At 44.1% G+C, this 7,949-nt stretch carries 6 protein-coding genes and 1 pseudogene; 4 read left to right on the top strand and 3 right to left on the bottom strand.

Annotated elements, in window-relative coordinates:
• Positions 1 to 115: 115 nt before the first annotated feature.
• A complete protein-coding gene (locus C7B77_RS18180; RefSeq protein ID WP_106307930.1) occupies positions 116 to 838 on the bottom strand; it encodes an SIR2 family NAD-dependent protein deacylase in 723 nt (240 codons plus the stop codon).
• A 203-nt stretch (positions 839 to 1,041) separates the two neighbouring features.
• Between C7B77_RS18180 and C7B77_RS18175 the strand changes: the two genes are divergently transcribed.
• The 3 genes and pseudogenes from C7B77_RS18175 to lysS all read left to right on the top strand — a co-directional run bounded on the left by C7B77_RS18175 (position 1,042) and on the right by lysS (position 3,948).
• A complete protein-coding gene (locus C7B77_RS18175) occupies positions 1,042 to 1,458 on the top strand; it encodes a YraN family protein (protein ID WP_106307927.1) in 417 nt (138 codons plus the stop codon).
• Positions 1,459 to 2,026: 568 nt separating this feature from the next.
• Positions 2,027 to 2,323, top strand: a complete 297-nt coding sequence (locus C7B77_RS18165; RefSeq protein WP_245894261.1) for a Mo-dependent nitrogenase C-terminal domain-containing protein — start codon at positions 2,027 to 2,029, stop codon at positions 2,321 to 2,323.
• A 68-nt stretch (positions 2,324 to 2,391) separates the two neighbouring features.
• Positions 2,392 to 3,948: pseudogene (gene lysS, locus C7B77_RS18160) on the top strand (lysine--tRNA ligase).
• Positions 3,949 to 4,109: 161 nt separating this feature from the next.
• On the opposite strand, the gene ppk1 reads toward lysS, so the two are convergent.
• Positions 4,110 to 6,299, bottom strand: a complete 2,190-nt coding sequence (gene ppk1 / locus C7B77_RS18155; protein WP_106307921.1) for a polyphosphate kinase 1 — start codon at positions 6,297 to 6,299, stop codon at positions 4,110 to 4,112.
• Between the two features lie 473 nt (positions 6,300 to 6,772).
• A complete protein-coding gene (locus C7B77_RS30125; RefSeq protein ID WP_181243913.1) occupies positions 6,773 to 6,946 on the bottom strand; it encodes a hypothetical protein in 174 nt (57 codons plus the stop codon).
• Positions 6,947 to 7,002: 56 nt separating this feature from the next.
• Between C7B77_RS30125 and C7B77_RS18150 the strand changes: the two genes are divergently transcribed.
• Positions 7,003 to 7,949 (top strand): coiled-coil domain-containing protein (locus tag C7B77_RS18150; protein WP_106307918.1); only part of this gene is annotated, 947 nt, incomplete at its 3' end.

Raw genomic sequence — 7,949 nt, 5'->3', positions numbered from 1 at the left:
GTGAACTAGTAACCTAACATAAACTGCCTATCACTAGTTCTTTACTTAAGCCAAACTCATGTCATCTCAACAAGCTGACTTCAAAGTGGAGACGATCTGGACTGTGAATATAAATTCAGTGTCTCGATCGACCTAAATATTGTCCTTCCAACCACCGCCGAACGATGTTAGGAATGGCAATACTGGCTTTTTCCTGCCAACAGCTATAGCCAAAAGGTTTTTTGTCAATCTCTAGACTCACGAGAAGTTTTTCAGCATGAAACCTAGCCTTATTTAGTAACGAAGCGGCTGGATAAACACTCAAAGATGTGCCAATAACTAGTACTTTACCCGCAGTCTTAAATGCGGCTCTGGCAACTTCAAAATTTTGGATGTCTTCACCAAACCAAACAACATGCGGACGTAGCTGACTGTCTCGATCGCATTTATCGCCAAGTTGAATCTGGCGATCGCCGATCGGATATATTAAAGAACTATCGATCGAGCTTCTAGCTTTAGTAATTTCCCCATGAACGTGAATTATATGCGATGAGCCAGCTCTTTCGTGGAGATCGTCAATATTTTGGGTGACGACAATTACTTCATACTTAGCCTCTAATTCTGCAATTGCCAGATGAGCGGCGTTTGGCTGTGCCTTTGCCGCCTGTATTCTCCGCTCGTTATAAAATTGTAAAACTATTTCTGGATTTGCTTCCCAAGCACTTGGTGTCGCCACATCTTCAATTTTGTATCGATTCCACAACCCATCTCCATCGCGAAATGTGGTCAATCCACTTTCAGCACTAATGCCAGCACCTGAAAAAATGACTACTCGATTTGGATCGATCGGTTGTGACATACTTTATTAACTTGAGATAGGATAAATTGCTCTTGCTTCAGACTAGTAGTTATCATACGATCCTGACAGCAGTGGAGAATTGTCGAAAACCCGATATACTAGCCACTAGCCATTCCCGATCGCACTCGAACAGATGGCTTGTTTAGCACTCCTGAGTGCATCTAAAGAGTCTCATTCAATCTCGATTAATAACCCAGCCTTAGATGAACACTGGCAAACAAGGAGAAGAAGTTGTCGCCCAGTGGCTGACTAATCGGGGTGGGAAAATCCTGCATCGTCGGTGGCGATGGAAAAGAGGCGAAATCGATCTGATCGCCATTGAATCTGACACGCTGCTATTTATCGAAGTCAAAACCCGCAATCGGGCAAATTGGGATGCTGACGGACTCTTGGCGATTACCCCTCAGAAACAGGCCACGATCGTCCGTTCGGCTGAATTATTCCTCCTTAAATACCCATATCTAGCCGAATATCCCTGTCGCTTTGATGTTGCGATCGTCCGCCATCAGCCGATGAATAGAGCGATTCCCGGGATCCCCTTGCAGATCGTTACGGATCGTACCACTGACGAGCGGTGGTTATTGCTCGACTATATTAATAGTGCTTTCGATGGAGTCTAGGCTTAAGTTTTGTCCGACTCGATTACCGACCGTAGGCTACGCCAACGCAGATCGTTGGCAATTTACCGATAAAATGCTATACCAACATTGGCCTTTTAACAGCTCTAAAAATCTCTCCAAAGAGATAATACCTGGTTGCAAACACATGAGTTTGGAGGCAAACTAGTTGGGGATCGCAATTTTTTAATAATTGAAAAATTTGCACGAAGAAAATGTGTCGATCGACACTAAAAAAAGTGACTGAAAATGTGCTGAGTTTGAGAATATCTGCGCTATGATATTTCAGTGGATTTACAGTTGCTGGTAATGTGTCAGCTAAGGCACGATCCAATTAGTACTTAAATCTCTAGGTACCAACCACGTTGGTAAATTGAGGCTGATGACAGCTATAGTGTGAAGTCCGACCGTTCTTTCCGGAAAACGCTCGTTAATGCTTGTAGTTTATCTTTAGATGAACATTCCATTAAGGGGCAACGTCATGAATAGTTATCTCCTCGATACCACTAATACATCTCATATTATGGGTTCTAATCTATCAAAGCTTGCTCGTTTGCTTGCAACTAGAATAATGTCACAGGAAACCATCGACTCTCTGCACCTACCTAAATTCGACCCGCTCAAGCCGCTGCGTCACTGGTTGGAAAATCTCAAAATTTCTAATCCCCGAATAGCTCACAATCTTTGTAAACTGATCCCTTCTCAATGTCCATTCGAGCGCGATCTCAATTTATTCGGACGGACGCTGTTGCACATTCCTCCAATGTGCAAACTCAACCCCCTCTATGAGGAAGTTGTAATGCTCCGGTTCAAAGCAATGTGTTATCTAGCCGATGAATGTGGCGAAGACATCAGCCAATATTGTTAGTTAGTGGATAGTGGATCGGTCGCCTCGATAAGGCTTAGAATATAAAATCCAGCCTAGATTGATGTACCATGTCCAAGCCACAGTCGCCACAACAGCCAGAACCACATTCGACATTAGCCGAAATTCGGGCTACGCGCCTGGTTAAAGCAGACAAACTCCGAGAACTAGGGATGAATCCCTACGCCTACAACTGGGTATCTACCCATCAAGCCGCCGCCTTACAGCTAGAGTACGCAGATTTAGCTAATGGTGAAGAGGTAGATACCCCAGTCTCGATCGCTGGACGCATCATTGCACGGCGCGTGATGGGCAAGTTGGCTTTTTTTAGCATTCAAGATGAAACGGGTACGATTCAGCTTTATTTAGCTAAACAGCAGATTGAAGAGGGAATGTCAGCTTTCCCCGATGCGTTTAGTCATCTCAAGCAATTAAGCGATGTTGGGGATATTATCGGTGTCAAAGGCACGATCAAACGTGCGGACAAAGGTGAATTATCGATTCTCGTCAATGAGTATACAATCCTCACCAAATCGCTACTACCATTGCCAGATAAATGGCACGGTTTAACCGATGTTGCCAAACGCTACCGCCAACGCTATGTCGATCTGATTGTCAATCCTGAGGTACGCGATACTTTTAGGAAACGCTCTCTAATTACCGCCGGAATTCGCCGCTATCTCGAAAACCTAGACTTTATCGAGATCGAAACTCCCGTCTTGCAGTCTGAAGCTGGTGGTGCGGATGCGCGTCCGTTTAATACCTATCACAATACGCTGGAGATGCCGCTGTATTTGCGGATTGCTACCGAGCTGCACCTAAAACGGTTGATCGTCGGTGGTTTTGAGAAGGTATTTGAATTGGGACGGATTTTTCGCAACGAGGGCGTCTCTACCCGTCACAATCCCGAATTTACCAGCATCGAGGTATATCAAGCCTATGCTGACTACGAGGATATGATGAGACTGACGGAGGAGATGATAACTACTGTCGCTCAGTCGGTACTGGGGACATTGGAGATTAGCTATCAAGGGACGCCAATTAGTCTCACTGATCCCTGGCGGCGGGTGACGATGAACGATATCGTCAAGGAAGTCACTGGTTTGGACTTTAGTAGTTTCGATTCGCTAGAGACAGCGCAAGCAGCCGTCAAAAATGCTGGGATCGGCGGTTGAAATGACGTTAAAACCCTCGGAAAACTCTTGAATGAGGTATTCGAGCAAAAGTGCGAACCGACCTTAATTCAACCCACTTTTGTCCTCGATTATCCCGTGGAAATATCGCCACTAGCCAAACCCCATCGATCGAAATCAGGCATCGTCGAGCGGTTTGAACTATTTGTCGTGGGGCGCGAACTCGCCAATAGTTTCTCGGAGTTAACCGATCCTGTCGATCAGCGGCAACGGTTGGAAGCTCAAGCCGCACGGAAAGCCGAAGGGGATGACGAAGCTCACGATATCGATGAAGACTTCCTCACCGCTTTAGAATACGGGATGCCCCCGACAGGCGGATTGGGAATCGGAATCGATCGATTGGTGATGCTCTTATGCGATTGTGCCAGCATCCGAGATGCGATCGCCTTCCCACTGCTCAAACCGGAAGTAACAGAGCAATCTGGAGACGAATAGATCGAATTAGGGTGCATTATCTGTTTTGGGTACTGCACCATCTAACTAAAAAAATGCTTTCCTGAAGAGTAAGGGTTTAAAGCCTCCGCCTTTAGGCGGATTGTCATTAAGACGGAGATTTAAACTCCGTCTTAATAACTTCGCTATCAGCAATCGACTAATTACCCCGCTGCCATTTCCATCAAAATCCGCTGGGTACTCTCTTCTGCCGCGCCTGCTTCAGGACGGCGTTGGATATAGCTACCATCAGATTGCATATCCCAAGCTTGACGATTGTCGGCGAGCATAATTCCGAGGATTTCTTGGAGATCTTTGGCAATATCTGGATCTTCGATCGGGGTAATCACTTCTACCCGCCTGTCGAGATTGCGAGTCATCCAGTCGGCACTGCCAATAAATACATTAGCCTCACCGCCATTATTAAAATAATAGATGCGAGAATGTTCGAGAAATCGACCGATAATACTAATTACGCGGATATTTTCGCTAACGCCCGGTACGCCGGGACGCAGACAGCACATGCCACGAATAATCAGATCGATCGAGACTCCAGCTTGCGATGCTCGATAGAGACTAGCAATCATTTTGGTATCGATTAAGGCATTCATTTTGGCAACGATGCGGCCAGTTTTTCCGGATTGGACATGTTCGATCTCTTGTTGAATTAATCGATCGAATAACTCACGGGTATTTACTGGTGAAACTAGTAATTTACGGTAGGATCTTTGTTGAGAATAACCAGTTAGATAGTTGAATAGATCTGTGAGGTCTGCACCCAGTTCGGGACGACAACTAAATAAACCGACATCTGTATATAACTTAGAAGTCTTGGCGTTATAATTACCCGTACCGATATGAACGTAGCGGCGGATTTTTTCATCTTCTCGCCGGACGACCAAGACTACTTTAGTGTGTGTTTTTAAGCCGACTAATCCATAGACGACATGAATGCCAGCTTGTTCGAGCATACGGGCTAAATTAATATTGTTTTGCTCGTCAAATCGAGCCTTGAGTTCGATCAGTACCGAAACTTGTTTGCCGTTCTCGGCAGCTTTAATTAACGCTTTGAGAATATGTGAATCTCCAGTGGTACGATAGAGCGTCATTTTAATTGCGAGCACTTTAGAATCGTTAGCTGCACAGTTAATAAATCGTTCGACCGTATCTGTAAACGATTGATAAGGATGATGTACTAAAAAATCTTTTTGAGCGATTAAATTAAAAAAGTTACCGCTATCTTCAGTAGCTTTGAGTCGTCGCAATTGTGCGGGGACGATCGCATTCCATGGCGGATCTTTTAATTCAGGAGCGGGAAGGGATAAAAAATACATCAGATCTCCCAAACCTAGCATTCCATCAACTTCATAAATATCTTGCAGGTTGACTTCTAATTCCTCTTGCAACATCCGACGAATTTGCTCGGGCATGGCAGAGTCTACTTCAATTCGGACTGTAGAACCACCTTTACGCCGTTGCTGTAAGCCATCTTCGATCGCTTGGAGTAAGTCGTCAGCTTCATCTTCTGCAACGCTAATATCCGCGTTACGAGTGACGCGGAAAGTAAAACAACCTTGGATATTCATTCCCGGAAATAGGGATTCCAAATTGTGAGCGATTAATTGTTCGAGCGGAATTCCCGTCCAAATTTGACGGCGGTCTTTCTTCTCTTTCTTGTCTTTCTTATTCTGTTTGAGCGAATTTTCTGTCGGCCTAACTATATCTACTACTTGTAATTCTTTGGGTAAACTGATAAAGCGCGGCAGCACTTTTGGCACCTTAACTCGGGCAAACAATTCTTCGCCAGTATCGGGATGTTTGATAACTACGGCTAGATTTAAACTGAGGTTAGAAATATACGGAAATGGATGCCCGGGATCGACAGCTAAAGGTGTCAAAACTGGAAAAATTTGTTCTTCAAAATAGGTTTGGAGATAGCTACATTGCTCTTGATTGAGATCGAAGTAATCTAATAGATAAATACCTCGCTCGATCGCTGCCGGACGCAATACTGTTTCAAAATGCTGATGTTGTTGGGTAATTAATTGCTGTACCCGCTGGCTAGTTGCAGCTAATTGTTCGTTGGGAGTTCTACCATCTGGTGTAAGGCGACTGACTTTGGCTTCAATTTGTTGGGAGATTGCCGCAATTCTCACCATAAAAAATTCATCGAGATTCGAGCTAAAAATCGACATGAATTTCAGCCGCTCCAGTAGTGGCGTCCGATCGTCCATAGCTTCGTGCAGTACTCTGGCATTAAATTCTAGCCACGTTAATTCTCGACTGAGATAATACTGAGGATCGGATAAATCGATCTCGGACGGATTAGTTGTAGGCAACTGCGAGAAATTCATGTGCGATAGCTCCAAGTGAAAGTTTTAACGCTATTTTTTACAGTTGGGAAGATCTTTTGTTCCGCGCTTTGGCTAATATCGATTTTTGATAAACTTATATTCAACGATCTCGTCAGGTGCGATCGCTACACCCCGAACAAATAGGCACTGAATAGTTCGATTTAACAAATACCTTAGATCGAGTATTGGGGTTCTTACCTCGTAGGATAGCGCACTGACTTAGCTTTAGGATCGGGATCTTCTGTAAATTTGCCAACACTCGATCGATATTAACTATCGATCGTCCGCTTCAGGACAAATATTGCTGTGGAGCAATTAGTAGCCCAATTTCTCTAAATTATCCCTCCACAGAGGCAGCTCGGCTGCACTGGGATGAATATAGATCGCTTCACAAACGGATTGGCCGAAATTAATTAGTACAAGTTTTCTATAAAGGCTTGACAATATAGCCAGCTTGAGATACAATAGTACTACTACTCTAAGAAAGCCATAAATCTGAGATCGATCGAGCGATACATCACATACCGCGCTCGTGTATGCGTAAAACTCGATCGACATTTAGTCAATCCGCTAACGTAGCCGCTGGCGATCTGAGTTAAGTATTTGGGCACAATTAGTAAGCGATCGAGATAAGATCGAACTCTCATCCTGCAATGCAGGGGGGCTGGTTTTCATGCGTTATTATCCTTAAGGCGTATAAATTATGGCAACAGTAAAAGATAGTAAGACTCAAATTTTAACAGAATTAGAGCGAATTCTAGTAGAGCAATATCGACCTGGTTCTAAAGTTGCAACAAAAGAAGAAGAAGCGCAACTAGCCAAGAACAAAGAAATTGTTGCTAAAGCTGCTAACTATACCGTTGACACGATCGTCAAAGGGATGGCAGATTTACAGCTAGAATTTGGTAGTATCGTCACGGGATTATCAGACAGGCTGACTGTAGAAGTTGAAAAATTAGCCGAAGTCCAACAGTCGATCGAAATTGAAACCCAACATCGATCGGATCTCCAACAAATTAGGATTGTCGCCGATGCACTGTATATTATCACTCAGGAGCATCAACAAAGTTTAAAAACGATCGAAGAAAAACTTACAGCCGATCGAGAAAAATTAGAAAAAGAGCAGACAAATCTTCGCAAGCAGTGGGAGCTTACCGATCGCGAATATGCCGAGCAACAAGCAGAAATAGCGACAACTGTTGCCAAAGAACGTCAAAAAGAACAAGACGAAGTTCAATATAAAATTACCCGCGATCGACAGCTTCAAACCGATGCATATACCGAAGCCAAGCGCAATCAAGAGCAAGATATTCAATCTCAAGATCGCGAGAAGCAGAAGCAATGGAAAGAGCGGGAGAAATTCTTGAAAGATAATCAAAAGCTCGCAGATGAAAATACGGCTAAAGTAGCAGCGTTCCCGGCTGAATTGGATGAAGCAGTCAAGAAAGCGCGTGAAGAAGCTATTAAAGAAACTAGTAGCGATGCCAAGGTTAAAGCCGATTTAGCCGAAAAAGAATGGGAAGGTAATAAGCAAGGATATGAGATGAAGATTCAATCTTTAGAGCGAGTTATCGAACGTCAGAACGAACAAATCATTGCGATTAACGAGCAGTTACAAACAGTCATGAGTCTGTCTCTTATACACATCTC

Origin of the sequence: Chamaesiphon polymorphus CCALA 037, assembly GCF_003003845.1 — a bacterium.
Lineage (GTDB): Bacteria > Cyanobacteriota > Cyanobacteriia > Cyanobacteriales > Chamaesiphonaceae > Chamaesiphon > Chamaesiphon polymorphus.
Note: the sequence above shows the minus strand (reverse complement) of the source record. Positions and strands in the feature narration are given on the sequence as shown.

Coding starts and splice junctions, on each gene's coding strand:
- C7B77_RS18165 (WP_245894261.1), top strand. CDS start 2,027: ATGTCACAGGAAACCATCGACTCTCTGCACCTACCTAAATTCGACCCG.
- C7B77_RS18180 (WP_106307930.1), bottom strand. CDS start 838: ATGTCACAACCGATCGATCCAAATCGAGTAGTCATTTTTTCAGGTGCT.
- C7B77_RS18175 (WP_106307927.1), top strand. CDS start 1,042: ATGAACACTGGCAAACAAGGAGAAGAAGTTGTCGCCCAGTGGCTGACT.
- ppk1 (WP_106307921.1), bottom strand. CDS start 6,299: ATGAATTTCTCGCAGTTGCCTACAACTAATCCGTCCGAGATCGATTTA.
- C7B77_RS30125 (WP_181243913.1), bottom strand. CDS start 6,946: ATGAGAGTTCGATCTTATCTCGATCGCTTACTAATTGTGCCCAAATAC.